Source organism: Pseudomonas sp. MPC6, from assembly GCF_006094435.1.
Lineage (GTDB): Bacteria > Pseudomonadota > Gammaproteobacteria > Pseudomonadales > Pseudomonadaceae > Aquipseudomonas.
The window spans coordinates 4,793,345-4,819,785 of record NZ_CP034783.1 but is presented as its reverse complement, the minus strand read 5'-3'; the positions used below and the strand labels follow the sequence as shown (position 1 = coordinate 4,819,785).

At 58.9% G+C, this 26,441-nt stretch carries 21 protein-coding genes and 1 pseudogene; 16 read left to right on the top strand and 6 right to left on the bottom strand.

Going from position 1 to position 26,441, the window contains the following annotated elements; genetic code table 11:
- Positions 1–7: 7 nt before the first annotated feature.
- Both ELQ88_RS24320 and ELQ88_RS24315 read right to left on the bottom strand, forming a co-directional pair.
- Positions 8–1,981 carry a MacB family efflux pump subunit gene (locus tag ELQ88_RS24320; protein WP_138968290.1) on the bottom strand — a complete coding sequence of 658 codons (1,974 nt, stop codon included), beginning with the start codon at positions 1,979–1,981 and terminating at the stop codon, positions 8–10.
- A complete protein-coding gene (locus tag ELQ88_RS24315; protein ID WP_138968288.1) occupies positions 1,982–3,154 on the bottom strand; it encodes an efflux RND transporter periplasmic adaptor subunit in 1,173 nt (390 codons plus the stop codon).
- Between the two features lie 286 nt (positions 3,155–3,440).
- On the opposite strand from ELQ88_RS24315, the gene ELQ88_RS24310 reads away from it, so the two are divergent.
- The 10 genes and pseudogenes from ELQ88_RS24310 (at position 3,441) to ELQ88_RS24265 (ending at position 15,706) form a co-directional block, all read left to right on the top strand.
- Complete coding sequence (locus ELQ88_RS24310; RefSeq protein WP_128871217.1) at positions 3,441–3,923, top strand: sigma-70 family RNA polymerase sigma factor; 483 nt, start codon at positions 3,441–3,443, stop codon at positions 3,921–3,923.
- A gap of 149 nt (positions 3,924–4,072) precedes the next feature.
- Entirely contained in the window at positions 4,073–5,410 is a 1,338-nt protein-coding gene (locus tag ELQ88_RS24305) for a SidA/IucD/PvdA family monooxygenase (protein WP_138968286.1), read from the top strand.
- Between the two features lie 927 nt (positions 5,411–6,337).
- Complete coding sequence (tssI, locus tag ELQ88_RS24300) at positions 6,338–8,179, top strand: type VI secretion system tip protein TssI/VgrG (RefSeq protein WP_138968284.1); 1,842 nt, start codon at positions 6,338–6,340, stop codon at positions 8,177–8,179.
- 18 nt (positions 8,180–8,197) lie between these two features.
- A complete protein-coding gene (locus tag ELQ88_RS24295; RefSeq protein ID WP_138968282.1) occupies positions 8,198–8,776 on the top strand; it encodes a DcrB-related protein in 579 nt (192 codons plus the stop codon).
- Positions 8,773–10,005: a PAAR domain-containing protein gene (locus tag ELQ88_RS24290; RefSeq protein WP_138968280.1), complete on the top strand. Its 1,233-nt coding sequence runs from the start codon at positions 8,773–8,775 to the stop codon at positions 10,003–10,005. Before ELQ88_RS24295 ends, ELQ88_RS24290 begins: the two co-directional genes overlap by 4 nt.
- Positions 10,002–10,583 (top strand): Imm5 family immunity protein, encoded by a 582-nt coding sequence (locus tag ELQ88_RS24285; protein WP_138968278.1) that lies wholly within the window; start codon positions 10,002–10,004, stop codon positions 10,581–10,583. Before ELQ88_RS24290 ends, ELQ88_RS24285 begins: the two co-directional genes overlap by 4 nt.
- 19 nt (positions 10,584–10,602) lie before the next feature.
- Positions 10,603–10,956 (top strand): annotated as a pseudogene (locus ELQ88_RS24280) (ornithine monooxygenase); the annotation flags it as partial.
- Between the two features lie 336 nt (positions 10,957–11,292).
- Entirely contained in the window at positions 11,293–11,706 is a 414-nt protein-coding gene (locus ELQ88_RS24275; protein WP_138968276.1) for a response regulator, read from the top strand.
- A 109-nt stretch (positions 11,707–11,815) separates the two neighbouring features.
- Entirely contained in the window at positions 11,816–12,451 is a 636-nt protein-coding gene (locus ELQ88_RS24270) for a response regulator transcription factor (protein WP_128871220.1), read from the top strand.
- Complete coding sequence (locus ELQ88_RS24265; RefSeq protein ID WP_138968274.1) at positions 12,452–15,706, top strand: transporter substrate-binding domain-containing protein; 3,255 nt, start codon at positions 12,452–12,454, stop codon at positions 15,704–15,706.
- A 3-nt stretch (positions 15,707–15,709) separates the two neighbouring features.
- On the opposite strand, the gene dkgB is transcribed toward ELQ88_RS24265, so the two are convergent.
- Together dkgB and ELQ88_RS24255 are read right to left on the bottom strand one after the other, a co-directional pair.
- Complete coding sequence (dkgB, locus tag ELQ88_RS24260) at positions 15,710–16,513, bottom strand: 2,5-didehydrogluconate reductase DkgB (RefSeq protein WP_128871222.1); 804 nt, start codon at positions 16,511–16,513, stop codon at positions 15,710–15,712.
- Between the two features lie 141 nt (positions 16,514–16,654).
- On the bottom strand, positions 16,655–17,563 hold the full coding sequence (locus ELQ88_RS24255; RefSeq protein WP_138968272.1) for a LysR family transcriptional regulator: 909 nt from the start codon (positions 17,561–17,563) through the stop codon (positions 16,655–16,657).
- Between the two features lie 105 nt (positions 17,564–17,668).
- Here ELQ88_RS24255 and ELQ88_RS24250 point away from each other — a divergent pair, with 105 nt between their 5' ends.
- The 6 genes from ELQ88_RS24250 (at position 17,669) to ELQ88_RS34805 (ending at position 23,579) form a co-directional block, all read left to right on the top strand.
- Positions 17,669–18,538 carry a pirin family protein gene (locus ELQ88_RS24250; protein WP_138968270.1) on the top strand — a complete coding sequence of 290 codons (870 nt, stop codon included), beginning with the start codon at positions 17,669–17,671 and terminating at the stop codon, positions 18,536–18,538.
- A 126-nt stretch (positions 18,539–18,664) separates the two neighbouring features.
- A complete protein-coding gene (ycaC, locus tag ELQ88_RS24245; protein ID WP_138968269.1) occupies positions 18,665–19,291 on the top strand; it encodes an isochorismate family cysteine hydrolase YcaC in 627 nt (208 codons plus the stop codon).
- A 182-nt stretch (positions 19,292–19,473) separates the two neighbouring features.
- Positions 19,474–20,916 carry a mechanosensitive ion channel family protein gene (locus ELQ88_RS24240; RefSeq protein ID WP_128871226.1) on the top strand — a complete coding sequence of 481 codons (1,443 nt, stop codon included), beginning with the start codon at positions 19,474–19,476 and terminating at the stop codon, positions 20,914–20,916.
- 135 nt (positions 20,917–21,051) lie between these two features.
- Complete coding sequence (locus ELQ88_RS24235) at positions 21,052–21,492, top strand: carboxymuconolactone decarboxylase family protein (protein WP_128871227.1); 441 nt, start codon at positions 21,052–21,054, stop codon at positions 21,490–21,492.
- Between the two features lie 224 nt (positions 21,493–21,716).
- Positions 21,717–22,391, top strand: coding sequence for a DUF3857 domain-containing protein (locus ELQ88_RS34810; RefSeq protein ID WP_228761561.1), 675 nt, complete (start codon positions 21,717–21,719; stop codon positions 22,389–22,391).
- A gap of 15 nt (positions 22,392–22,406) precedes the next feature.
- On the top strand, positions 22,407–23,579 hold the full coding sequence (locus ELQ88_RS34805; RefSeq protein WP_228761560.1) for a transglutaminase-like domain-containing protein: 1,173 nt from the start codon (positions 22,407–22,409) through the stop codon (positions 23,577–23,579).
- Between the two features lie 123 nt (positions 23,580–23,702).
- Here ELQ88_RS34805 and ELQ88_RS24225 read toward each other — a convergent pair whose 3' ends face one another.
- Together ELQ88_RS24225 and ELQ88_RS24220 are read right to left on the bottom strand one after the other, a co-directional pair.
- Entirely contained in the window at positions 23,703–25,295 is a 1,593-nt protein-coding gene (locus ELQ88_RS24225; RefSeq protein ID WP_138968267.1) for a DHA2 family efflux MFS transporter permease subunit, read from the bottom strand.
- Positions 25,292–26,413, bottom strand: coding sequence for an HlyD family secretion protein (locus tag ELQ88_RS24220; RefSeq protein ID WP_138968265.1), 1,122 nt, complete (start codon positions 26,411–26,413; stop codon positions 25,292–25,294). Before ELQ88_RS24220 ends, ELQ88_RS24225 begins: the two co-directional genes overlap by 4 nt.
- Positions 26,414–26,441 lie beyond the last annotated feature (28 nt).

Genomic DNA, 26,441 nt, shown 5'->3' with positions numbered 1-26,441 from the left:
CAAGAGATCATTCACTGGTAAGGGCCGTGACCGGGTCGAGCCGGGCAGCTTTGCGGGCCGGCATGAAGCCGAAGACAACACCGGTGACCAGGGCGCAGCCGAAGGCGCCGAGCACCGCTATCAAGGAGAACGCGACCGCGACTTCGCTCAAGATCAGCACGCCGCCGACGATCAGCGCCAGGGCGATCCCGGCGAGGCCGCCGACCACCGAGAGCATCACCGCTTCGGTGAGGAACTGGCGCAGGATGTCCCGCTGGCGGGCGCCGGTGGCCATGCGAATGCCGATCTCGCGGGTGCGTTCGCGCACGGTCATCAACATGATGTTCATCACCCCGATGCCACCCACCAGCAGGGATATCGCGGCAATCGAGCCGAGCATCAACGACAGGGTATTTTGCGTGCGCGCTTCGGCCTGGATCATCGCCGCATTGTTGGTCAGTTCGAAATCCTTTTTGCCGTTGTGCAGGCGCAGCATCAACTGCTCGATGGCGTGTTCCGTCTCCTTGACCTTGCGCGCGTCGGCGGCGGCGACGGCCACGTATTCCGGGTTGTAGGTGCCGAACAGCCGCACGCTGGCGGCGGAGTAGGGGATGGCGATGCGGTCGTCGCTGTCGGAGTCGCCGGAACTGGCGCCTTTTTCGGCGAGCACCCCGACCACCTGGAACGGCACGTTCTCGATCAGGATGTACTGACCGATAGGGTTGGCCACATCCTTGAGCAGCTTGGTGCGGACCTTGTGCCCGATCACCGCGACCGCTGCAGCATTGCGTTCATCTTCCTGGGTGAAATAGCTGCCTTCGACCACCGGCCAGTTGAAGATCGCCGGGAAGTTGGTGTCGTTGCCGCCGACGTAGCTCAAGTGGTCGAGGTTGCCGAAGCGCACCCCGGCTTCCTGGCCGTTGACCGGCATGATCCGTGTCACCTGCGGCAGGCTGGCCACGGCGGCAACGTCGTCCAGGGTGACGATGCCCAATGGCGTGCGTGGGTTCGGTGACGAGCCGCTGAGATATATGATGTTGGAACCGAACGCGCCCATCTGCGCCATCACCTGGCGCTTGCTGCCTTCACCGACCGCCAGCATCACCACCACCGACGCGACGCCGATGATGATCCCGAGCAACGTCAGCGCGGTGCGAAAGCGGTTGATCCACATCACCCGCCAGGCCGCCTGCACCGCATCCACCAGCTCGCCTTTCCAGGCACCGGTGGCTTCGGCGCCTTCGCTGAGGCGCTTGCGCAGGTCCACTGCCTGCAACGCGCCGGGATTGGCGGACATCTGTGCTTCAGGGTGGTCCACGGCGCTGTCGCTGATGATCAGCCCGTCGCGAATTTCGATGATGCGTTTGGCCCGGGCCGCGACTTCGCGGTCGTGGGTGATGAGAATCACCACATGGCCCTGGCTCGCCAGTTCGTCGAGCAGGGTCATGACCTCGGCGCCGCTGTGGCTGTCGAGGGCGCCGGTGGGTTCATCGGCGAGGATGATGTGCCCGCCGTTCATCAAGGCGCGGGCGATGGACACCCGTTGCTGCTGGCCGCCGGAGAGTTGATGCGGGCGGTTGCCGGTGCGCGAGGCCAGCCCGAGGCGGTCGAGCAGGGCGGCGGCGCGGGCGTGGCGTTCGGCCGCCGGAATACCGGCATAGATCGCCGGCATCTCGACGTTTTCCTGGGCCGAGCCGGAGGGAATCAGGTGATAACCCTGGAACACAAAGCCAAAGGCTTCGCGGCGCAGCCAGGCCAGTTCGTCGCTGTCGAGGGCGGCGACATTTTCCCCGGCGAAGCGGTACTCGCCCGATGTGGGGCGGTCGAGGCAGCCGAGGATGTTCATCAGCGTCGACTTGCCGGAGCCGGAGGCACCGACAATCGCCACGAACTCCCCGGCATGGATCGACAGGTCGATGCCGCGCAATACGTGAACTTCAGGTGAATCGCCACCGCCGTAGGCTTTGCGGATGTCCTGCAGTTCGATCAGGGGCGTGAGCATTCAGCCGCCACTCCCATCGGCCGGACCGATCAGCAAGTGATCGCCTTCCTGCAAGCCGTCGAGGATCTGTACCCGCAGGCGGTCGCTGATGCCGGTGCGCACGTCGAGTTGCTCGATGCGACCGTTTTTGGCGACGACCCGGGCGGTCTGGCTGTGCGCTTGCGTGCCGGTTTGCAGGGCCGCAATCGGCGCGGTGAGGACATTTTTCGCCTGGTCCGCGACAAAGAACACTTGGGTGGTCATTTCCGCCATCAGTGCGTTGTCGGCGTTATCGACGTCGAGCAACACGGTGTACAGCACCACGCGCGCGCTCCCGCTTTTGCTCGAACTGGCCGGGCTGCCGCCGCCCTGGGCGGTCTGGTCCAGCGGCTTGGGCGGCACCGGCAGGATTTGCCGCACGGTGCTGTTCCAGCGACGCTGGCCGCCGCTGAGGGTGGTGAACCACGCCGTCATGCCGGGTTTGACGTGACCGATGTCGGCTTCCGACACCTCGGCCCAGACGGTCATCGGCGACAGCTTGGCGATGCGCAGAATCAGCGGCGTCTGTTGCTGGGCGTTGAGGGTCTGGCCAACCCGGGCATCGAGTGCGACCACGGTGCCGCCCATGGGGGCATAGATTCGGGTGTAACCGAGTTCGGCCTGATCGCTGCGCAAGCTGGCCTGGGCCTGGCGGATCTGCGCCTGGTACATGTCGATGCGGGCCTGGGTGGCGCGCAGTTCGGCCTCGGCGGTCTGCACATCTTCTTCGCGGGTGGCGCCGCCGGCCTTGAGGTGCTGCTGCCGCTGGTATTTCTGTCGGGCCAGATCGTGCTGCGCCCGTTGTTCCTGCAGCTGCGCCTCGAGGTTTTCGATGGAAAAACGCCCGGCGTCGAGTTTGGCCTGCTGGGTGGAGGGATCGATTTCCACCAGCAGTTGGCCTTCCTTGACCCGGTCGCCGACTTCCACGTGGATCTTCTGGATCTGCCCCGACGCCTGGGCGCCCACGTCGACATAACGTCGCGGCTGCAAGGTGCCCAGGGCCGTGACGCTGCTTTCGATGTCGCCCCGGGTCACGGGGACGGTGGCGAACTGATCACGACCGGGGGGAATGATCTGCCAGGCGGCGACGGCGATAACGGGGAGCAGACACAGGGCTACTAGCAGGGCGCGTCGGGTCTGTCGGGGACGTTTCATGCAGGGTTCCGGCCAATGAGTATCGGCCCGTCGTTCGGTTGAACACTGCCGGGGAGCCGGCAGGGACGGGGAGCTGTCCTGTAAACGAGGAAAGCGGCGGGCAATTTAGCTAAAGACATATGGTGTAACACTTACTATTTATCGGGCAGGACAAAGCAACGCTTTAAATCTATATGAGAATTACTATAAATTACGCGACTCAAATTGCCACTATCGTGCCGCTGCCTTTTTTGGTGGTTGTCGCGGTGGCTCAAGGATAGAAACCGCACGGGTGCGGCCGGGAGTCATGTTGGAAAACTACTATCGCGAGCTGGTGTGTTTCCTGAACGCCAAGCTGGGCAACCGTCAGGTGGCCGAAGATGTGGTGCATGACGCTTATTTGCGGATTCTGGAGCGTTCCAGCGACACGCCGATCGAGCAGCCCAGGGCTTTCCTGTATCGCACCGCGCTGAATCTGGTGATCGATGACCATCGGCGCAATGCCCTGCGTCAGGTCGAGTCGCTGGAAGTGCTCGACAACGAAGAACGCTACTTCACCCCCTCGCCGCACAACAGTCTCGATCACGGCCAGCGCCTGGACATGCTCCAGCGCGCCCTGGCGGAACTGCCGCGGCTATGCCGCGAGAGTTTCCTGCTGCGCAAGATCGAGGGTTTGTCCCACCCCGAGATCGCCGAACAGTTGGGGATTTCCCGGGCCCTGGTGGAGAAGCACATCGTCAATGCCATGAAGCATTGCCGCGTACGGATGCGGCAGTGGGATGCCCATTGACCGCGTCGGGCCCGTGAAAAAACTATATTAAATTTTGTTTCATTGTCCTCGTTCCCTATCAACAGACGATCTGCTGTCCTGCTCCAGGCCGGTCAGGTCATTCAGGCTTACGCCCCGCTGCTGGGGGGATCATCCAGAGGACACTGGAAATGACACAGGCAATTGCATCGCCCATCGTTCACGACCTGATCGGCGTCGGTTTCGGCCCTTCGAACCTGGCGCTGGCCATCGCTCTGCAAGAGCGCGGGCCGAGCCAGGGCGAACTGGATGTCGTGTTTCTCGACAAGCAGGCCAATTATCGCTGGCACGGCAACACCCTGGTGACCCAGAGCGAGCTGCAGATTTCCTTCCTCAAGGACCTGGTGACCCTGCGCAACCCGACCAGCCCTTACTCGTTCGTCAATTACCTCAAGCACCACGGTCGTCTGGTGGACTTCATCAACCTCGGCACCTTTTATCCGTGCCGCATGGAGTACAACGATTACCTGCGTTGGGTCGCCGCGCAGTTCGAAGCGCAGAGCCGTTACGGTGAAGAAGTGCTGACGATCGAGCCGGTGTTGCACAACCAGCAGGTCGAAGCGCTGCGGGTGATCTCCCGCGATACCCAGGGTCAGCAGCACGTTCGCACCACCCGTTCGGTGGTGGTCAGCGCCGGCGGCACCCCGCGCATTCCCGAAGTGTTCAAGGCGCTGAAGAATGACAGTCGCGTGTTCCATCACTCCCAGTACCTGGCACAGATGGCCAAACAGCCGTGCGTGAACAACCAACCGATGAGCATTGCGATCATCGGCGGCGGGCAGAGCGCGGCGGAAGCCTTCATCGACTTGAACGACAGCTTCCCGTCGGTGCAGGTGGACATGATCCTGCGCGGCTCGGCACTGAAACCGGCCGATGACAGCCCGTTCGTCAATGAAGTGTTCTCGCCGGAGTTCACCGATCTGGTGTTCCAGCAGGCGAGCAGCGAGCGCGAGCGTTTGGTCAACGAGTACCACAACACCAATTATTCGGTGGTCGACATCGACCTGATCGAACGCATCTACGGCATTTTCTACCGACAGAAAGTCTCGGGCATCGCCCGTCATGCCTTCCGCACCCTGACCACCCTGGAAAAAGCCACCGCCACCGAGCGCGGCATCGAACTGGCCGTGCGCAACAACGCCACCGGCGAACTCACGGTGCGGCATTACGATGCCGTGGTGCTCGCCACCGGTTACGAGCGGCAGATGCACCGCAAGCTGCTGGCCCCTCTGGAACAATACCTGGGCGATTTCGAAGTGGATCGCAACTACAAACTCATCACCGACGAGCGCTGCAAGGCCGGCATCTATATGCAGGGCTTCTGCCAGGCCAGTCATGGCTTGAGCGACACCTTGCTGTCGATCCTGCCGATTCGTGCGGATGAGATTGCCAGTTCGTTGTATGACCATGGCAGGGCGCGGGGGCAGGGGCGGTCGGTGATGGATTTGCTGCTCGCGACTGCCAGCTAAAATATGTAGCGCCTGTTAAACCGCCTTCGCCGGCAAGCCGGTCTCGCTCCCACAGGGGATCATCTGTGAACACAGAAGTTGTGTACGACAGACGATCCCCTGCTCGCGAAGAGGCCCTGAAAAACACCACATATCTACAATCCTGCCCCCTTCCTGAAGACCCCCCCGCAATTCTCCCCTTTTACCCCGCAAGTTAACGCGCAACTTTTTGTGCCGTTGTCTCGCTGCAAAGCGAGCAAACTCCCGAACGCGCCCAGTCCTGGTCTGCATTCCGACATCCTCTCATTCACACTGAATCGTGCGTGATATTCGACCCCCTTGTCGTCATCGCGGCGCAAAGACAGGCCTGCTCGGCGGTTTCCCGGCCGACCTTGGGGAAACTGTCATGAACCTGACTCTACTCAAGGAGTGCTTCGGCGGTTACCTGTGCTCCCGCGCAGTACGGCCTCAACGAAGTCGAGCCCATACCTCAGCTGGTGATGACCGGAATCATCATGGCCATGGACATCTTCCTGCCAATAGGGCCGTTGGCGCATTACTGCAAATTGCAAGGATTGCTGTTGCCGTAGTTCGTGTTGTTGCCAGTGGTTCTGCTGCTGCGTGCCTAACGCTGACCCAAGCGGTGAGGGGGTTTTAGTTTCGCCGGTAGTGATGCTGCCAAATGCAGGGAGCGGCGCAGACTGCGATATTGGGGCCGCTTCGTATTAGCGTAATTTTGAAATGCGGAGACGTCGGACAGGATTCAAGGACGTTTCCTACATCAACTTTTGTGTCGTTTCGTTACGGTGATCCATGAAACGGCTTCGGCTGAAGCGGTTATAACGCCAACTGAAGAGCAGGAGCGGGCGCAATTTTTGCGCATATTACTTCAGCGTTTGCATACCGCGAAAGATGGCTACATGTCTGAATAAAAACAAGGAGTTGCGCATGACAATGGAGTTTTTATCTCTGCTTACGGCGCAGAACCGCCGTTTATTCAAATTGACGCTGGGACTGAAAGGCGGGCAAGCGCTATTGCTGGAGTCCTTTACAGGGCATGAAGGGCTGTCGACAGACTTTGGTTTTCAGTTGGATCTGCTATCCGACGATGCTGGCGTAAAATTGAAAACAGCGATGGGGCAGTCAGCGACGATCGAGATCGAATTGGCTACAGGATCGAGTCGATACATCAACGGCCATGTATTGCGTTTCGGCAGTAATGGTAGCGACGGCGGTATGTGTCGCTATTCGGCGCTAATCGGTTCTTGGCTCAGCTTGCTTGAGCAGCGGTTTGACTCTCGGATTTATCAGGAGCAAACGGTAGAACAAGTTGTTTCAGAGGTGTTTGGCCGTTATGAAGGAGTTGCCAAATTTCAATTTCGCATTGATCGTTCACTTAAAAAATATAGCTATATCACACAGTATCGGGAAAGCGATCGACATTTCGTGATGCGATTGCTGGAAGGCGAAGGGCTTTTTTTTTATTTCGAGCACACCGCTGATAGTCACACGATGATCATCATGGATGACTCAACGCTATTGCCCCCTCTGCCAGAACAGCCTCAAGTGCGCTTTCACACAGCTTCAGTTACTGAAACAGCTGATTCAATCACCCATTGGAGCGCTGAGCGGGAACTGCAGTCCAGCATAATTTCTATCCAGACCTTTGATTATCGCCAGCCTGGAAACCGACTTCCAGTGAGTATGAAAAGTATCAGTCAACAGGGCGATGTTGCTGCGTACGAGATCTACGACTTCATGGGCCAATATACCCATGGCTCTTACGATGATGGCGAAGTGTTGGTGAGAAACAGAGTTGAAGCTCTAGAACTTAGAGGCAAGGAGTTTCTGGGGGAGAGCAACTGCCGAGCGATGCGTCCTGGTTATTCGTTCGAGCTCACGCAGCACTATGAACACGATAATGGTTCTTCTGAGAACCGAAAGTTTCTTTTGATGAGCATTGAGCATGGAGGCAGTAACAATTACCTATCTGGTAAACAGGCTGGTTATGCCAACAAGATTAACTGCGTGCGCAAAAAAATAAAATTTCGCCCTCAACTCAACACGCGGACGCCCTCAATTAGCGGTCCTCAAACCGCCAGCATCGTGGGGCCTCCAGGCGAAGAGATCTACACCGACGAACTCGGCCGGGTAAAAGTGCAGTTCCACTGGGACCGTTACGGCGATTTCAACGATAAAAGCTCCTGCTGGATCCGCGTCGCCCAATCCGGTGCCAGCGGTGGCTTCGGCAGCATCCTCATTCCGCGGGTCGGCGATGAAGTGGTGGTGGTGTTCCTCGACGGCAACCCCGACCGCCCGCTGGTCATGGGCAGCCTCTACAACAGCCAGAACATGCCGCCGTGGTCGTTGCCGGCGAGCAAGACCCAGAGCGGGTTTTTGACGCGGTCGATGAAGGGGAGGGGTAGCAACGCTAACTTTTTCCGCTTCGAAGACAAGGCCGGTGCCGAGCAAGTGATTGTCCACGCCGAGCGCAACATGGACACCGAAATCGAGGCTGATGAAAGCCACAAGGTCGGTGGAAATCGCCAGATCAAAGTGGAAGGCAAGCACTCGGAAACGATCAAGCTCGAGACCAGCATTGCCGTTGAGGATGGGTCGTACTACGTCACTGTCGATAAAGGCGAAGTGAAGATCAAGGCCGCAACTTCCATCACTCTGGAAGTGGGCGCCAGCAAGCTGGTCATGAACCACGACGGGACTATTACTTTGGCTGGCATAGCGGTTGACGTGGAAGGAACAACCATCATCAACCTGAACAAAGCAAGCTGACGGATAAAGGACTGCCGCATGCGAACCAGTATTTACGATCGTATTTCAGAGAAACGAATTCGTGAGGAAAAACGCCTCGAGGAAGAGCGTTTGAGACAAGAGGCGCTACCTCCGCCGCCCAAGCGCTTTCAAACCAACGAGCTGAGTTTTGTTCGGCCGGCCAATTTCAAGGACAAGACGTTTCATGTATTCACGCTAACAGATATAGGGCCAAGTCCCTTGTCCGTGGTGATAGGTCGAACACCAATCGAGGAAGACGGTGACCTTGAAACCATGGCGCAACAGTTATTGGCCGATCTAAAGAAAGCACTATCCCATCTGGAGTGGGTGGAGCATCTGGGCCCTGCCGAAGTCGCAGGTGTAGAAGCACGACGTGTCGAGTTCAAATGGAGGCAACAAGGTCAACCGGTGCACCAACTCCAGTTGATGTTTCTACATCAGGATGAACATCTGCAGCCGCTTTTGATACAGATCACAGGAACCAGCAACAACCCGAAAGGCATGACGCCTGACCAAAGAAGCGTATTTTACGCATTTCTAAATACCCTTGAACTACGGCAAATCCGAGGGACTGACCTGCCGGTAGGGCCGGCATGAGTGCGGCTGCGCGTTTGGCTGATCCTATCGAGCACACCGGGTCGCTTACGGGGCTGCTCGCAGGGCTTGCCGTTGGAGCAATTGCTGCTGCATTGATCGTAGGAACGGGAGGATTGGCAGCCGTCGCGATAGTTGGCGCCACTGCCGCTGCGGGCGCCGGTATCGGACAACTGATCGGAAGTTTTTCCTATTTCAACCACGGTACCGGCCAGATAGTCAGTGGTTCCGGCAATGTCTACATTAATGGAAAATCCGCCGCCAGAGCTCACTTGGACAAGGCAGGCTGTAATGAGCATGGTTCTGCGCCGCAAATCGTTGCACAAGGGAGCGGTACCGTTCATATCAACGGTCAGCCTGCCGCCCGTGTAGGCGATCGCACCGTATGCGATGCAAAAATCAGTTCGGGGTCTGGCAACGTTTTCATCGGTGGAGGCACCGATACGACCGACCCGATAAATCCTGAAGTTCCTGTATGGCTTGAGCGAGCAATACTTGTCGTTGGTTTGGCGAGTGCATTCGTGCTGGCAAGCCCGGTGATCGTCATTGCAGGGTTTGCCGGAGGTGTTGCTGGCGGGTTGGCGGGAAACTGGGCTGGAGGGGAGTTATTTGGTGAGGGCTCCGACCAGCAGAAATTGATGGCCTTCGGTGGGGCGTTGCTGGGTGGTAGTTTAGGGGCCAAAGGAGGCAAGTGGTTTGACGCGCGGTATGAGATAAAACTTCAGGGAGTTGGGTCTTTTTTTGGGAATGTTACTATCGTCCCAAGAAATGCTGGTACGGTCGCTAGTATTGCGGAATCGGAGGCAGCTTTAGGTAGGGCCCATCTAGCAAAACTTGAGCTCCCTCCAAATAAGGAATACAACGTAAAAACCGTATCGTCGAATGACAAAAAAACGTTAAGTGGATGGGGCAATAAAAAGCCTGAAGGGTATGAAAAGGTCCCTGCGGAGCAAGTAAAGGCGAAATCCGAAGCAATCGGGCATGAAGTTAAAGCACATCCTTATGATAGAGATTATGATGGGCAATATTTTTCGTCGCATGCGGAAAAACAAATGTCTATAATTAGTCCAAATCATCCGATTGGTGTTTCCAAACCTATGTGTAGTGACTGTAAAGGCTATTTTTCAAAATTAGCACAATACAATAATGCGGATCAGATAGTCGCCGATCCTAAGGCTGTTCGGATTTTTAAGTCAGATGGTACCGTTGAGACAATTTTGAGGCCTGAATGAACAAGAAAACTAAAGTGCTTATTAGTAAGCTTCTCAATGAAGTCAGGCGGTCACCCTCCGGTGATTTAGTTCTCCCTCTAAGGAAGCTTTTGTGGAAGACAATTACTGAAGAAGAGTCCGGCTTGATGCAGAAGCTAACTCTCACAAGCTTGGATGTCGCTTGTGTAAATCATGCCTCATTTATGTGGTCGCAAAAGTTTAAGGAATCTCAGGATATCGCGACGATGTTATCGATAGCGCTTGATGCTGCGAATGGTAAGATCGCAGAAGTCACGGCGCTAAACAAGCGTGATGAATTTTATGTCGAAATTGTTGAAGATCAGGATTACCAAGTTGACGAGTATCCGATAATGTTTGTCGGGCATGCTGCTGCAAATACGATTGCCACTGCAACCGCCGATTTTATATACGATCCATCTGATCTTCGTAATGATCGCGATCTAGATCCCAATGCTTTTGAACCAAGTTATTTAATAGCATCAGCGTTTGCGGGTGGTTTGGAAGAGAACGGGAACTCTGAATTACGGCGTGGGTTTTGGGAGTGGTATTTGTCTTGCGCCATTAGTCAGATCGTTTGATGCCTTATGATCTGAGCGTATCGAAAAAGCCACCGCCACCGAACGCGGCATCGAACTGGCCGTGCGCAACAATGCGACCGGTGAAGTGACGGTGCGACATTACGATGCCGTGGTGCTCGCCACCGGTTACGAGCGGCAGATGCACCGCAAGCTGCTGGCGCCACTGGAACAATACCTGGGCGATTTCGAAGTGGATCGCAACTACAAACTCATCACCGACGAGCGCTGCCAGGCCAGTCACGGCTTGAGCGACACCTTGCTGTCGATCCTGCCGATTCGTGCGGATGAGATTGCCAGTTCGTTGTATGACCATGGCAGGGCGCGGGGGGAGGGGCGGTCGGTGATGGATTTGCTGCTCGCGACTGCCAGCTAAATATGTAGCGCCTATCAAGCCGCCTTCGCGAGCAAGCCCGCTCCCACACTGGATCACCAGTGAACACAAATTTTGTGTACGACCGGGATCCCCTGTGGGAGCGGGCTTGCCCGCGAAGAGGCCCGAAAGAACAATACAAATTCTGCACCCAGCCCCCTACCTTACGAACCTCGCAATTTCCCCACCCCCAGTGCAGCAGTTACTCGCTCGCCACCTGACATCCCTACACGACACCAGATCAGCCGTTCCTGAATTTCGGAATAGTCCTACAGAAAGCTTGCCAGCTCTTGCGTAGTCTTGTGCCCTCGCGAACTCACACCCTGCCGGGGGCCTCTGTTGTCGAACAAAGCGTTACGTATCCTGATTGCCGACGAGCAACATTTTCAGCGGATGAGAATCGAGCGCCTGTTCAACCAGCTTGGCTACCACCGGGTGGCACCTGTGCAACACCTGCCGGAGCTGCTGACGCTGGTCGAATACAGCACCACGCCATTCGATGTGGTGGTCATCAATGCCTCGTTGGCCGGCGGCGCGCTGGACTTGCTCGATTTTTTCCGCGATCACCCGCAGGTCCATTACGCCTTGATCTACGACGGCCAACAGGCGCAATTGCCGCCGATTCCGGCCTGCGGGCAGCAGAAGGTTCAAGTGAGCCATGGTTCGCTGCCCGATCTGGCGTCCATTGAACGGTTGATGGCAATCGTCGATTGCCCCGAACCGTTCGTCGGCACTGTCATTTCTGTCAGGTAGATTCACCTGAAATTCCATGCAACAGTCTCTGCGCAGCCGTTGTGTTAACCCGGGCCCGGCCCAAGGGCAGTGATTGCCCATTCGTAGTGCCTTTGCACAGGGAGTTGCCATGAAGTCAGCGAAGTCAGCGCTGATAGCGGACGATCATCCGGTGGTTCGCGCTGCAGTGAAAATCTTGCTCGGACAGGAGGGGTTCAAACAGATCTACGAGGTGTCCAACGGTAACGAAGTCTTGCCGATGATCCGCGAACATAAACCGGAGCTGGTGATACTGGATCTGATCATGCCCTCGCTGGACGGGCTTGAGGTGCTGGCGCGGATCCAGTCCGGTGACGTGCCGTGCCGGGTCGTGGTGTTCACCTCCCAGGAAGGCTTGTTTTATCAGGGGCGTTGCATGTGTGCCGGTGCGGTGGCGTATGTGTCCAAGGCCAATGATCTGGAACATTTGCACAAGGCCGTGCAGGCGGTCATGGCCGGTTATAGTTATTTCGCGAGGCTACCTTCAAGCTCGGTGTTGTTGAACAGCTTGCAACGTAGCGAAAAAGAGTTGATCGACAAACTCTCCGACCGGGAATTGACGATCTTCCAGTATCTGGCCCGTGGCCTGAGTAACAAGGCCATCGCCGAAATCATGAACCTGAGCCACAAGACGGTCAGCACCTACAAGACCCGGACCATAGAAAAACTCAATGTGGAATCCCCGGTGCACCTGAGGGATTTCGCCATGCGCAATCACTTGATCTGAATGAGCACCTTGCGGCGTTGGCGCAGCCTGGCATGCCTGCTGCTACCGGGATGCTTCTGGATCTCGAGTGTCTGTGCGCAGCCACAGACACTGACGTTGCTGGGGCGCTCCAGTGCCGAGGGGCAAGTCGCCAAACTGTCAGACTCCGATTCACGCTGGCTGCGGCAAAAGGGCCGATTGGTGCTCGCCGTCTCCGCACCGGATTATCCGCCCTTCGACATCACGACCACCGGCACTGATTACGAGGGATTGACCGCTGACTATGCCGGTCTGTTGCAGCAGCTGCTGCACGTAGAGATCGACGTGCAGCGGTACGAATCGCGAGAGGACGCGGTGCAAGCCATCAAGCAAGGTAGCGCGGACTTGCTCGGCACGGCCAACAGATATGAGGCCGAAAACACAGCGCTGCGCATGTCCAGTGCCTATGCCGTCGACCAGCCGGTGCTGGTGACGCACACTGAGTCATCGCCGCCGCTGGACCCGGACCTGGCCGGCAAACGGCTCGCGACGCTGTACCACTATTTACCTGCGCATGACGTGCAGGCGTTCTACCCCGAGGCCAGCGTCCAATTGTTTCCCTCTACCCTGAGTGCGGTGGGGGCCGTAGCCTTCGGGCAAGCGGACGTTTATCTGGGCGACGCGATCAGCGCTCATTACCTGATCAGCAAGAACTATCTGAACAACGTGCAGTTGGCCGATTTTTCGCCCATGGAGCCCGGTCTCTTTGCATTCGCGATGACCTGCGACAATCAACCCTTGCATCGCATCGTCAACAGCGCGCTGGCGGCGGTGAGCACCAATGAACGGATGAACATCCTGCGTCGATGGGGCGCCAGCGGGACGTCCATCCCGGGCACGCAAGCGCTGCAATTGAGCGAGGCCGAGCAGCGGTGGCTGGATGGACATCCGCGAGCCAGGGTGGCGATGAACGAAAACATCCTGCCGATTTCGTTTATCGACAGCGATGGCAAGTTCCGCGGCATCAGCGCGGATGTACTGGACAAAATCAGTCTGCGCACCGGCCTGCAGTTCGATATACGGCCTGCCAGATCGATCGCCGAGATGTTGGAGGCGCTCAAGACCGGAGAAGTCGATCTGGTGGCGGGGATCAGTCCCAGTCTCGAGCGCGAGGCCGATTTGCGCTTCACCCGGCCGTTTCTCACCAGCCCGAATGTGCTGGTGACTCGCTCGGGGCCGAACAACCCCACGACCCTGGATGAAATGGCCGGCAAAACCCTGGCGGTCACCCAGGGCAACAGTGCCGGTGAATTCATTCGTCAGCATTTCCCGCAGATCAGGCTGGTCAATGCCCCCCTGACCGCGGATGCGATGGACATGGTCGCCCGGGGCAAGGCTGACGGCGGTATCAACTCGTTGATCGCTGCCCGCTACATGATTTCCCGGCGTTATCGGGGGCAGCTGCGGGTAACCAGCACCGTCGGCACCGATCCCGCCCGCAGTACCCTGGCCACCCGTCGCGAAGCGTTTGAACTGCATTCGATCCTGGACAAGGCGCTGCTCAGTATCGCCCCTGAAGAAATCGATGACCTGACGCTCTATTGGCGCAATGACCTGATGGTGGAGCAAAGCTTTTGGCTGCGTCATCGCCAGGCCATTATTCAGGCATTTGCCGGCGCTGGCGCCTTGTTGGTGCTCGCCCTGGTCTGGATCGGTTATCAGCGCCGGCAGATCCGCCAGCGCCAGCTGTTGCTCAGCCAGCTACAGGACGCCAAGGACGCCGCCGACGAGGCCAATCGAGCCAAGACCACGTTTCTGGCCAACATGAGCCATGAGATCCGTACGCCGATGAATGCCCTGCTCGGGATGCTCGAACTGGCGCAGAAACGTGCCGATGAAGGTATTGCCGACCGTTCGGCCATCGAGGTGGCGTCGAATGCCGGGCAACAATTGCTGGCGTTGATCGGCGACATCCTGGACATCGCCCGCATCGAATCCGGGCATTTGTCGTTGACCCCTGAGCGAGCCAACTTGCGGACACTGGTGGAATCGGTGTGTCGGGTTTTCGAGGGCCTGGCACGGCAGAAGCACCTGGAGTGGCGCGTCGATCTGGACCGGCACAGCGACTGCGACGTGTTGATCGACCCCACGCGCTTCAAGCAGGTGCTGTCCAATCTGTTGAGCAACGCCATCAAGTTCACCCACCAAGGTGAAGTGAGCCTGACGCTGCGGGTCGAGCCTGTCCTGTCGGGGCATCTGGCGGTCAGTGTGTGCATCGAAGACAGTGGCATCGGCATCGGCACCGTGGATCAGCTGCGGTTGTTCAGTCCGTTCGTTCAGGCCGGCAACAGCCAGCAGTCCGGCCGCAGTGGTTCCGGCCTGGGGTTGGTGATCAGCCGTTCCTTGTGTGAAATGATGGGCGGTCGCTTGCAGCTCGACAGCGTCCTCGGGCAGGGCACCCGGATCGACGTCAGCCTGGAACTGGAGGCGTTGCAGCCGTTGCCTTCGCGCGAGTCGTGCGCCAGTGAAGTTCAGGTGCCCACCCGGGCGCTGCTGATCCTGGTGGTAGACGATTACCCGGCCAATCGATTGTTGCTGTCACGGCAGCTGAGCTTTCTGGGGCACCAGGTGCTCGAGGCCGAGGACGGCGCGCGCGGCTTGGCGCAATGGCGCGAACATGAGTTCGATCTGATCATTACCGACTGCAACATGCCAGTGAGCAGTGGCTATGAATTGGCGGGGGCGATTCGTGATGACGAGCGGGCCCAGGGATTGCAACCGACGCGGATACTGGGGTTCACCGCCAATGCGCAGCCCGAGGAAAAGATCCGCTGCATCGAAGCGGGGATGGACGATTGCCTGTTCAAACCCATCCGGCTGGCCGATCTGAGTGCATGGTTGGCATCGAGGTTTGCGGGTGAGGGGCCCAAGGTGATTGCAGCATCTGCAGCATCTGCAGCACCTGCGACGGCCGAGATCGACCTGAGCGGCCTGGAACTCTACGTCGGCGCGGACCGTGAGCTGATCGAACAATTGCTGCGCGATCTGGCCGTGAGCAACCGCGATGACCGCGAGCTTCTGTTGCAGCTGCACACCAGTGGCAATCTCCATAACTTGCCGATCCTGGCGCACCGGATCAAGGGCGGCGCGCTGATGGTTCGCGCGGCCCGGCTGACCCAGTGTTGCGAGCAACTGGAGCGGGCCTGTGGCGACGGCCGCGTGGCACTGATCGACGAGGCCGTCGATCAGTTGCAACAGGCCATGACGCGCCTGGATCGAAGCCTTGCCCAGGGCTGACGTTCAGTCCCAGTCCGGGGCAATACCTTTGGGACTGGTCAAGCGTTGGCCGCGATCCAGGCCCGCGATCAAGGCCATGTCGGCGTCGCTCAATTTCATCGCACTGGCTTTCAGATTGCTCGCCAGATTGGCGCGTTGGGTGGACGAGGGAATCACCGCGTAACCCATTTGTGCGGCCCAGGCCAGGGTGACCTGTGCCGGTGTCGCCTGCAGGCGATCGGCGATCTGCCGGATGACCGGGTCCTTGAGGACTTCACCGTAAGCGAGGGTCATGTACGAGGTGATGCGGATGCCCTGGCTCTGCGCGAACTCGACGACCTTGCGGTTTTGCAGGTACGGGTGCAGTTCGATCTGGTTGGTGGCGATGTTCTCGGCACCGACTGCAGCGATCGCTTGTTGCATCAGGTCGACGGTGAAGTTGGACACGCCGATCTGCCGGGTCAGGCCAAGTTTTTTGGCTTCGAGCAGGGCGCCCATGAATTCTGCCACCGGCACCTGGTCTTCCGGCGACGGCCAGTGGATCAGGGTCAGGTCCAGGTAATCGGTCTGCAGTTTCTGCAGACTCTCCTTGAGGCTGTCGATCAGGCGGTCCCTGGCGAAATTGGCGACCCAGATCTTGCTGGTGATGAACAGGTCTTCACGGGCAACGCCGCTGGCGGCAATGGCTTGGCCGACCTCGGCTTCGTTCTCGTAGATTTGCGCGGTATCGATGGCTCGATAACCGAGCTCGAGGCCAGTGCTCACCGAATCGATGACCACCTGGCCTTGCAAGCGAAACGTACCCAGACCGAATGCGGGAATAGACATCAATGACTCCAGGGGTTGCAGTGGGAATGGACACGAGTATCCCCGGCTGCATCCTTGAGAAAAACCGCTGGATCGGCAAAGCAATGTTTACCGCAAGTCACGAATCAAGATCAAAAGATCTTAAGCTCTCCCCCCGCAGCCCTAAGCAATATCGCTATGACTGAACTCCTCCCCCAAAAAGTCGATCAACGCCCGCACTGACGGCAGCAACCCGCGGCGCGACGGGAATATCGCATGCACGATCCCGCACCTGGGCGCCCAGCCCGGCACCAGCTTCACCAGGCGTCCGGCGGCGATGTCATCGCGCACCACCACGTTGGGCAGGTGGGCGATGCCGATCCCCGCGAGCACCGCGTGACGCAGCGCCAACAGGTCATCGGTGACCATCCGCGGCGCATGCCGAATCACCGCACTGGCGCCGTCGGTGCCAAACAGTTCCCATTGATACTCGCGCTGCGCCGCGCCCCAATGCAGGCTTGGCAGACCGCTGAGGTCGGCCGGGGCCGCGGGTGCCGACAGGCGTTCGCAAAACGCCGGGCTGCCCACCAGGCTCTGGGTGCTGTTGCCCAGGACCTTCATCACCATGTCGGTGTTTTCCAGCGGCGGAAAGCGCACCCGCAGGGCGATGTCGAACCCTTCGTGGATCAGGTCGACCCGGCGGTTGGTGCTTTCGATGAACAATTCCACCAAGGGGTACTTGAGCATATAGCGGGTCAACATCGGCCCGACCCAGGAATTGAGCAGCGCGGTGGGGCAACTGATGCGCACCAGCCCCTGGGGTTCGGAGCGGTTGCGTTCGATCAGTTCGGCGGCGCTTTCCGCTTCCACGCGCATGGCCAGGCAGCGCTGGTAATAGGCCTGGCCGATTTCGGTCAGCGAACATTGCCGACTGGTGCGGTGCAGCAGGCGCACCCCGAGGCGCTCTTCGAGCTCGGCGATGCGCCGGCTGAGCTTGGACTTGGGCATGTCCAGCGCCCGTCCGGCCGGGGCGAAACCGCCGTGTTCCACCACTCGGGTGAAGTAGTAGAGGGTGTTGAGGTCTTCCACCATCGTTCTCCAGATAGAACGCTAAGGCTGATTTTTGCAGTCTAGTGCATCAAAGGCGCTGGATTTAAGCTTTATCCATCGCATCACACCACAGATTTCGGAGGCAAGATGAAAAACATCATCGGTATCTACACCAGCCCACGCCCCCATTGGGTCGGCGACGGCTTCCCGGTCCGTACGCTGTTTTCCTACGACAACCTGGGCAAACACATCAGCCCGTTTTTGCTGCTCGATCACGCTGGCCCCGCTGATTTCACCCCGACCACCGAACGTCGTGGCGTTGGTCAGCATCCGCACCGCGGCTTCGAAACCGTGACTATCGTTTATAAGGGCGAGCTGGAGCACCGCGACTCCACCGGCAGCGGCGGCAAGATCGGCCCAGGCGACGTGCAGTGGATGACCGCGGCGTCGGGGATTCTCCACGAAGAGTTCCATTCCGAAGGATTCGCCAAAACCGGCGGCACCCTGGAAATGGTGCAGCTGTGGGTCAACCTGCCGGCCAGGGACAAAATGGCCGACGCCGGCTACCAGACGATCCTCGATGGCGACATCCCGAGCATCCCGCTCAAAGACAACGCCGGCAGCCTGCGCTTGATCGCCGGCGAGTTCGACGGCCACACCGGCCCGGCGCGGACCTTCACGCCGATCGATGTCTGGGACCTTCGCTTGAACGCCGGCAAGTTGCTGACCCTGGACCTGCACGAAGGGCGCAACACCGCCGTGGTGGTGCTGCGCGGCACGGTTCAGGTCAACGGGCGGGAGCCGGTGCGGGAAGGGCAGTTGGCGTTGTTCGAACGCGACGGCCATCAGCTCAGCCTGGAAGCCAACAACAACGACGCCGTGGTGTTGTTGCTCAGTGGCGAACCGATCGACGAGCCGATCGTCGGTCACGGTCCGTTCGTGATGAACAGCGAGCAGGAGATTCACCAGGCGTTCGCCGACTTCCAATCCGGCCGCTTCGGCCAGATGCACGGTTGAATCAATGCGACATCGCTGTGGCGGGCCAGGTTTGGCTGACTACGCTTGCCGGACCGCATTTGACGAAAAAACAGAGTTCACTCACGCCTGCACTTCAGGCATCGATTAAAAAGCGAGGATTTCCCCATGACTACTTCTTACAAACGTCTCGACAAGGATAACGCCGCCGTTCTGTTGGTGGATCATCAGGCGGGCCTGCTGTCTCTGGTGCGCGACATCGAACCGGACCGTTTCAAGAACAACGTGCTGGCCCTGGCCGACCTGGCCAAGTACTTCAAGTTGCCGACCATCCTCACCACCAGTTTCGAAACCGGCCCCAACGGCCCGCTGGTGCCCGAGCTCAAGGCGCTGTTTCCGGATGCGCCGTACATCGCCCGTCCTGGCCAGATCAACGCCTGGGACAACGAAGACTTCGTCAAGGCGATCAAGGCCACCGGCAAGAAACAACTGATCATCGCGGGCGTAGTGACCGAGGTGTGCGTGGCGTTCCCGGCACTCTCGGCGTTGGCTGAAGGCTTCGACGTGTTTGTGGTGACGGACGCTTCCGGTACGTTCAACGAACTGACCCGGCAATCGGCCTGGGACCGCATGTCGTCCTCGGGTGCGCAATTGATGACCTGGTTCGGCCTGGCGTGCGAGCTGCATCGCGACTGGCGCAACGACGTGGAAGGCCTGGGCACCTTGTTCTCCAACCACATCCCGGACTATCGCAACCTGTTTACCAGCTATAACGCGCTGACCAACAGCAAGTAACCCCTGACACACATCGCCCTCTGCAGGAGCCGGCTTGCTGGCGATAGCGGTAGAGCAGTCACCGAATCAGTGACTGTCAGACCGCCATCGCGAGCAAGCTTGCTCCTACAGTGTTTTGTGTTGTTCTGAAGGCATCAAATCCTCCTACACTGTGCCCATCCGCACGTGTCTGGAGTCGCTCGATGTTGTCCCTGCTCACCGATCACCCCTTGCTCTGCGCCTTGGCCCTGGTCCTGATCGATCTTGGCCTGTGGCGGTTGATCAGTGCCAATGGCAGTCATTGGAAACTGGTGGTGCGCCTGGTGATTTTCTCGCTGTTCAGCGTCGTGCTGTTCAACGAAGGCCTGAACCCGCTGGAGCCGGCCCCCTGGGCTGACAACATCCCGCTGCACCTGGCAGCGGTCGGTTTGCAGATCGGTTGGTGGCTGTTCGCCGCGCGAACCCTGACGGTGCTGATCGGCGCGGCGATGATGCAGCGGGTCGGGCACACCGGGCGGCTGTTGCAGGATTTACTCGGCGCGGTGATCTTTCTGATCGCCGTCATCGCCGCCCTGGCCTACGTGCTCGAACTCCCGGTCAAGGGCGTCCTGGCCACGTCCGGCGCGTTGGCGATCATCGTCGGCCTGGCCCTGCAAAGCACCCTCAGTGACGTGTTCTCCGGCATCGTCCTCAACACCACCAAACCCTATCAACTGGATGACTGGATCTCCATCGACGGCACCGAAGGCCGGGTCACCGATATCGACTGGCGCGCCACGCGCCTGCAAACCGCCCAGGGCAGCATGGCGGTGATCCCCAATTCGCTGGCGGCCAAGGCCAAGATCATCAACTTCAGCCGCCCGAGCGACATTTTCGGCGTCTCGATCAGCCTGCAACTGAGCCCCCATGCGCGACCGAACACGGTGATCGAAGCCCTGGAACGGGCCATGCAGGGCTGCCGCCAGTTGTTGAGCAAACCGGCGCCCAGCGTCTCGTTGAAAAGCGCCAGCAGCGCCGGGATGGAATACGAAATCAGCGGTTTCGTCGAGTCCATGGATCAGAAACGCATGGTGCGCAACCAGCTGTTCGACCTGGCGTTCCGGCACTTGCATGCCTGCGGCGTCAGCCTGTTGTCGAGCGTCGAATCGAATGCCCCGGTCAACCTGTCACGGCCACGGGCATTGCTGGATACCTCGACCATCTTCTCGACCCTGCGTCAGGAAGAGAAGGAAACCTTCAGCCAGAACATGACCCTGCAAACCTTCCGCGCCGGGGAACTGATCCTGGCGGCAGGGGAGGTCAGCGATCATCTGTTGATCATCGAATCCGGCGTGGTCTCGGTGGAGCTGAGCCGTGGCGGCGTGATGTTCGAGTCCGGACGCATGGGGCCGGGCGAGGTGATCGGCGAGGGCGGGATAGTGTCCGATACGGCGCTCCCGGCGCAATTCACCGCCAAGACCTTCTGCAGCCTGTACCGGATCGAGAAGGAATACCTCAAACCCTGCCTGGATGCGCGGCATGACATCAGCGAGGCGATGAAAGCGCTGCTGGATTTCCGCTTGAACAAGGCGCGCACGCTCACCCAGGAAGTGCCTAAGGTCGAGGCGAAGAGGGGTTTCCTGCAATGGTTGCGCAATCGGACGTAGGGGTTCGAAGATCACGCTGGCGGCTGCAATCGAGTAGGCCGCCATTGGCATCCTCGACTTCCCAATAATTGGCTATTTGCTGCATGCCGGTGCGGGATTAACGTAGCGCCACATCCTTTGTTACCGGAGCCCACCATGCAACCTCGTATCGATTTCTACACGGCTTCCCCCGACGCCCTCAAAGCCATGATCGCCCTGGAGACCGCAGTGTCGAAGCTGCCGCTGGAACAGTCGCTGATCGAACTGGTCAAGCTGCGCGCCTCGCAGATCAACGGCTGCGCCTTCTGCATCGACATGCACACCGCCGATGCAATCAAGGGAGGTGAAACCCCGCGTCGCCTGTTCGCCGTGACCGCCTGGCGCGAGACGCCGTTCTTCAGCCCCCGCGAGCGCGCCGCCCTGGCCTGGACCGAATCCCTGACTCAACTGAGCCTGACCCGCGCGCCGGATGAAGACTATGAATTGGTCTCGGCCCAGTTCACGCCCAAGGAAATGGTCGACCTGACCGTGGCGATTTCCACCATCAATAGCTGGAACCGGTTGGCGGTTGGTTTTCGCAAGATGCCTCAGGAGTAACACGCAACGTTCAATGAACACTCGCCACGGCCCGTAGTTGCATCTTACTTGTAAAGGGCATCATCGCCGTGGCGAGGATGAAACGGACTACGGACCTCTGAAGGACGTTTCTGTAGGACCTATGTAGGAGTGTTCTGATTCTGCTTTCAGCGTCGAGGGGGCGCACTTTTCGATGTAATGCTGCGGTATATTGCGAACACATCTAATTTATCAAGTGTGTTCATATGCGACTTTATATCTTCCAGTGTGTGCGATTACTTGGTTTTATCGCCTGCTGTCTTATGGCAGTAACGTCCGCGTTGGCCAACAACGATGGCACAGACACCTCGATCACCATCGAAAAAGATATTCGCAAGCATGTCATTAACGCAGACGGCAGCTTCATGGCTACCAATGACATAGTGATCTTGATTAACGAAGAACGCGCCATTAACGTTTATGCACAGCATCATTTGAGCTACAACCGCACCTTGGAAAGCCTGGAGGTCGTCGAGGCATTCACACAAAAGCCGGATGGTCGAAAGTTTGTGGTCAAGCCTGACCAGATCAAAGAGCAGCAAGAGCGCGGTTCAGCGGACGCACCAATGTTTCAGGATACATTGGTCAAGGTGGTCATCTTTCCCGACGTCGCCGTGGGTGACCGTCTTTCCATTCGATACAAAACTCATCGCAACACTGCATTGTTCCCGCAGCACTTCGAGTCGTTATCGCATCCCACATTTCACCCAACCGAGCGGTACACGCTTGTTTATGACTTGCCGCAGAGCATGCCATTGTACGCCGATGCTCGAGGCTTCAAGGCCAGCGATCCTGTCACTATGGCGGGACGGACAATTTACCGGTGGGACAATATCCCTGACAAAAAAGCTCGTATCGAACATGGCTCTGTCGCTTACTAGGATTACGGTCAGTATTTGGCAGTTTCTACATTTCCTGACTTCCAGGCCTTTGCCCAGGCTTACGATGCCCGGGCGAAGAGTCGTGTAACAGCAGACATCAGTCAGTTGGCACAAACGATAACCGCCCATCTGGTTGACCCTCGGGACAAAGCGATTGCCCTGAATGATTGGGTACGAAAAAATATCCGCTATGTCGCAGTCTATGTGGGGGCGGGCAGTGTCGTGCCTAATCCGGTCGAAACGATTCTGGCCAATCGCTATGGCGACTGCAAAGATCACGTAGTGTTGTTGGAGTCATTGCTCGCGGCAGTGGCTATAGAGAGCACGCCTGCGCTGCTTAACGCCGAGAATGCCTATACCTTGCCCAAGGTGCCAACCCTGGGTGTGATCAATCATGTAATTACCTATATTCCGACCTTGGACCTTTATCTGGACTCGACCGCAGAAGGAGTTGCGGGCGGTTATCTGCCTATTTTCAATCTGGATAAACCTGTCGTTTTCAGCAAGTCAGGAGCGCTGGGACGTACACCTTCCACACAGGACGGAAAGATTGAGAGCACCACGGTGTTCAAGGTTCGCGAAAACGGTGACGCCGACTTTACTCACTCATCCCAAATCACAGGTTGGGCAGCAGAACCCAATCGTTACGCTATTAACTCCATGAGCGCCGTTGATAGAAACCAGTGGGTGCAACAAGTCCTGGCGAGCTACGGACAGACGGGTAAAGGAGAGTTCAGCGCCACCCAACTTGAGGCTGGCACTAACGAACTTTCAATAAAAGTGGTCGGTCTGGCGGAGAATCTGGTTGGCTTTCCCGGGCCTACGGGCGTTTTCACTATGAGCAGCTTCGCTGGAGGTATTGCGCAGAACGTTTTTACGTTCGCAGCGGAGAGCGATCGTGGTCAGGCCTTTACCTGCATCTCGGGAGAGACTGAAGAGCAGGCGCGTTTTGAGTTTGCAAAAGAGGTCAGTATTGTCGCGGTGCCTAAGTCGATGACCTTGCGCCATCAAAAGTTTGAGTACATCTCCAATTACTCAAAAGAGCCAGGCGCAGTGGTCGTTCGTCGATACTTAAAGTTTTACAACCCCAGTGCGTTGTGCAGTCCTGATGATTTCAAAGGCATGAGTTCAGTGATTGGTTCGATGGTGAGCGATTTGAAATCACAGATCGTGGTTCAGGTTCAATAGGGTTGTCGGGTTCCAGGTGTCACAACAGGGCCGGTTCAAGAGGGTGCGTCGTTATTGACTGGTTGATTGGAGGCCGCGCAGCCTCCAGTGATATTGATCTGACGTGTAGACCCACGGGCGCGCTCAATGAGCATCCACACTCGGCGCGGCCGGTGGTTGCACCTTGCGCATCAAGGGCACCATCGCCGTGGCGATGATGAAGCCGACCATGATCATCAGGAACGCGTCGCCGTAGGTTTGCGTCTGGGCTTCGCGGTAGGTCAGCAGCCAGAGTTGACGCAGGCTGGCGGTGACGCCGACGTCGCCGCTCTGGCCCAGGGCGGCGAAGTTGGTGCCGACCTGGGTCAGCCACTGGTTCAAGGCTTCGTTGCTGCTGTTGAGGTTTTCGGCCAGCCGGGTGAAGTGCAGGTTGGTGCGGTCATTGAGAATGGTCGCGCACGCAGCGATGCCGATGGCGCCCCCCAGGTTGCGCATCAGGTTGAACAATCCCGAAGCATGCTTGAGCCGCGAGGGTGCCAGGCCGCCGAGGGTCAGGGTGACGGCGGGCGGCACCGCCAGTTGCTGGGCAATCCCGCGCAAGGCTTGGGGCAGCATCAATTCTTTGGCCCCCCAGTCGTGGGTGATCGGGCTGAAATCCCACATCGACAAGGCGAACAGCCCAAGGCCGGTCATCATGATCCAGCGCAGGTCGATGCGGTTGGCCAGGAAGGCGTACAGCGGAATCGCCATGATCTGGAACACGCCGGTGGAGAACACCGCCAGGCCAATGTCCAGCGCGCCATATCCACGCACCCGGCCGAGAAACAGTGGCGTCAGGTAAATAGTGGCGAACAGGCCTATCCCGGTGACGAACGAAAAGAAGCAGCCGAGGGCGAAGTTACGGTCTTTCAAGGCGCGCAGGTCGACGATCGGGTTGGCCACGTGCAGGGTGCGGCCGATGAAGGCGAGGCCGGCCAGGCCGCTGATCCAGGCGGTGGTCAGGATCGTGCTGTCGCTGAACCAGTTCCAGCGCGGGCCTTCTTCGAGGGTGTATTCCAGGCAGCCGAGGAACAGCGCGAGGAACAGCATGCTCAGGTAGTCGGCGCCTTTGAGCAACGACAGTTCCGGCTGGTCGATCTTCACCAGCATCGGCACCGCCACCGCGACGAAAATCCCCGGGATCAAATTGATGTAGAACAACCAGTGCCAGGACGAAATGTCGGTGATCCAGCCACCGATCACCGGCCCGAGGGTCGGTGCCAGCGAGGCCACCGCGCCGATGGTTGCAGCAGCGATCACCCGTTGTTTGCCGCTGAAGAAGATAAACGCGGTGGTGAACACCAGCGGGATCATCGAGCCACCGAGAAACCCCTGCAGGGCACGGAAGGCGATCATGCTCTGGATGTTCCAGGCCACGCCGCACAACAGGCTGGCCAGGGTGAAACCCACCGCCGAGGCGCAGAACAGCCAGCGGGTCGAGAACACCCGGGACAGCCAGCCGGACAGCGGGATCACGATGATTTCGGCGATCAGGTAACTGGTCTGCACCCACGCGGTTTCGTCGGTGCCGGCCGAAAGTCCGCCGCCGATGTCGCGCAACGAGGCGGAGACGATCTGGATATCCAGCAGGGCGATGAACATGCCGATGCACATGCTGGCGAAGGCGAAGACCTTGGTCGCCGTCGCCATGCTCGCGGCATCGAAGGGTGCTGCGGGGGCGGCGAGGGCGCGGCTCATGGTGCGCTGGCCACGGCCGGGGTTTCAGGCCCTTGGCGGGTGTCCACTTCAGCGGTCACCGACAGGCCCGGACGAAGATGGCCAAGCACGCCGTCGGCCGGGTCGAGCAGGATCCGCACCGGCACCCGCTGCACGATCTTGGTGAAGTTGCCGGTGGCGTTTTCCGGTGGCAGCACGCTGAATTGCGAGCCGCTGGCCGGGGCGAGGCTGTCCAGGTGGCCGTGGAATTCCTGTCCCGAGAGCACATCGGCATGAATGATCACCCGCTGACCTGGCGTCATGCGTGCCAGTTGATCTTCCTTGAAGTTGGCGTCGACCCACAGCCCGCGGGCCGGCACGACCGACAGTTGTTGTGAACCGGCCTGGGCATAAGCGCCGGCGCGCGCGCGACGATTGCCGATCACGCCATCGATCGGCGCCCGCAGCTCGGTGTAGCCGACATTCAGTTGCGCCAGGTCACGCTCGGCCCGGGCCTGCATCAACGCGGCGCGGGCTTGTTGTTTTTGGGTGTCTATCACGGCCAGCTGGCGTTGTGCGGCCAGCAGTTCGGCCTGGGCCCGGGCGCTCAATGCCTGGGCCGTCTTGAAGGTGGCGTCGGCGCGCTGGGCACTTTCCACCGAGACGGCATTGCTGCTCACCAGGCGTTTGTAGCGCGCATTGTCGTCCCGTGACCGCGCGGTTTCGGCGCCGGCGGCATCGATTCCGGCACGGGCCTGGCCGATCACCGCGTGTTGCAGTTGTTCGGTGGCGTCGAGGTTGGCGAGTAACGCTTGCTCGGCAGCCACCGCACCTTCGGCCTTGGCCAGGTGGGCGCGGTAGTCACGGGAATCGAGCCGTATCAATACGTCGCCGGCCTTGACCTGCTGGTTGTCGGTGACCAGCACTTCTTCGATATAACCCGCGACCTTTGGCCCGATCACCGTCACGTCGCCGCCAATGTAGGCATCGTCGGTTTCTTCGATGAAACGGCCGGCGGCCCACCAGTGAGTCGCGTACAGCCCGGCGATTACCAGGCCGGCAATGGCGGCACTCAACAGTAACAGACGCTTGAGCAGGGCAGGCCTGGGGGATTTCACGGGGAGCGCAAGGTCGGAGTCAAGGCTGGGCATGCTGGTCATGGTGGAGGGCCTGTCGTAAATTTGTTAT